1 protein-coding gene is annotated in these 1,909 nt (G+C 73.2%); it reads right to left on the reverse strand.

What is annotated here, in order from left to right:
* Nucleotides 1–1,882: condensation domain-containing protein (locus IE257_RS37670; RefSeq protein ID WP_229920914.1), on the reverse strand; the 1,882-nt coding region annotated here is incomplete at its 3' end.
* Nucleotides 1,883–1,909: the final 27 nt, after the last annotated feature.

A 1,909-nucleotide genomic window follows, 5' to 3' on the forward strand; every position in this document is an offset into this window, starting at 1 on the left:
CCTTCAGCACGGCCAGCAGTGCCACGACCAGCTCGACACCGCGCTCCAGGCGGACGCCGACCACGGAGCCCGTGGTGACGCCCCGCGACAGCAGCAGCCGGGCCAGGCGGTTCGCCCGAGCGTCCAGCTCCGCGTACGAGTGCTCCGCGCCCTCGAAGACGACCGCGGTCGCCTCCGGGGTGCGTGCCACCTGTGCCGCGAACAGCTCGGGGAGCGTCGACGGCGCGACCTCGGCCGCGGTGTCGTTCCACTCCACCAGCAGTCGCCGCAGCTCCTCGGCAGCCAGGACGTGGACGCTGCCGAGCGCCGTGTCCGGTCCGCCGTCGAGCGCCTGCTCGACCAGGGGAACGAGCCTCTCGACGGCCGTGCGTAGGAGCGCCCCCACGGCCGCGGCGTCGATCGGGGTGACGGCGTCCACCGCCAGCGACATCGAGTCGCCGTTGTCGTCGACGGACACGCCGAGCGGGTAGCTCGTACGCTCCCGCGAGGACAGCACCCGGATGCCCTCCGGAGCCCCTCCGCCCTCGGGCGCGTCGTCCCTGCCGCTGTTGTGGCGGTAGTTGAGCAGTGAGGTGAACACGGGGGTGTTGCCCGCGAGGCCACTGGCCTGCTGGGCCAGGGCCAGCGAGGCGTGCTCGTGCTCCAGCAACCCGGCCAGCTGGCCGCGCATCGCGGTCACCGCCTCGAGCGCGCCCAGTTCACCCGTGCGCACCCGCACCGGGAGCGTGTTCATGTAGAGCCCGGCCACCCGGTCGGCGCCCGCGCCCGCGTTCATCCGGCCGAAGAGCACCGTGCCGAAGACCACGTCGTCGCGGCCGCTGACCGCGGCCAGCACCCGCGCCCACGCCACGTGCAGCACCGTCGCCGCACTGGTCCCGACCCGGCGCGCCACGGACCGCAGCTGTGCGACGACCTCCGGCGCGAGCGGCACCACGGCACGCTCCACATCGGTGCCGTCACCGCGTACGTCGACCAGCCCGTAGGGGGCCGTCGGCTCCGTCACGTCGCCGAGCAGCTCGGCGAAGTACCGCTCGTGCTCGGCCCGGTCCACACCGCCGCGCACCTGCGCGACGAAGTCACGGAACGGCAGGGAGGGCTCCAGCTCGTCACCGCGCCCGGCCAGGAACATCTGCACCTCGTGCAGGAGGACCTCGAGGGCCGTGTGGTCCTGGACCAGGTGGTGCAGGCGCAGCAGCGCCAGCCGGCGCTCCCCGTCCGGCAGCGCGGCCGCGTGCACGCTGACCAGCGGCGCCCGGCCCGGGTCCATCGACAATCCCACGGCCGCCTGCAGCGCGGCGGCGGGGTCCGCAGCCGCGGGGTCCAGGTCCACCTCGATCACGGGCAGCACGGCCTTGCGCCACACCACCTGGACCGGCTCGCGCAGCCCCTCCCACACGAAGGACGTCCGCAGGATGTCATGCCGGTCCACGACCAGCTGGAAAGCACGGGCGAACTCCTCCACCCGCTCCGGCGAGTCCATCTCCAGGACTACCGGCATCAGGTAGGCGTCCTCGCCGCCCTCCGCCATCAGGTGGTGGAAGAGCAGGCCCTCCTGCAGCGGCGCCAGCGGATAGATGTCCGCCACGTTCGCCGCGCCGCCTTCGACCGTGGCGACGATCCGCTCGATCTCCTCCGCGGTCAGGTCGACCAGGGGCAGCAGTTCGGGGGTGATCTCCACCGCGTCGGCGGGAATCAGATTCGCCGGTACGGCTACGGCCTCCACACCCGCCGAGGCCGCGAGCCCGACCGGGGTCGGCGTGTCGAACAGCGCGCGGACCGAGACCGACACCCCGTGCTTGCGCAGGACCTCGACCAGGTGGACCGCAAGCAGGGAGTGGCCTCCGAGGGCGAAGAAGTCGTCGTCGACCCCGACTTCGGGCACCCGGAGGACTTCCGCGAAGGCCTGGCA

The sequence above is a fragment of the Streptomyces avidinii genome (assembly GCF_014650695.1).
GTDB classification, from domain to species: domain Bacteria; phylum Actinomycetota; class Actinomycetes; order Streptomycetales; family Streptomycetaceae; genus Streptomyces; species Streptomyces avidinii.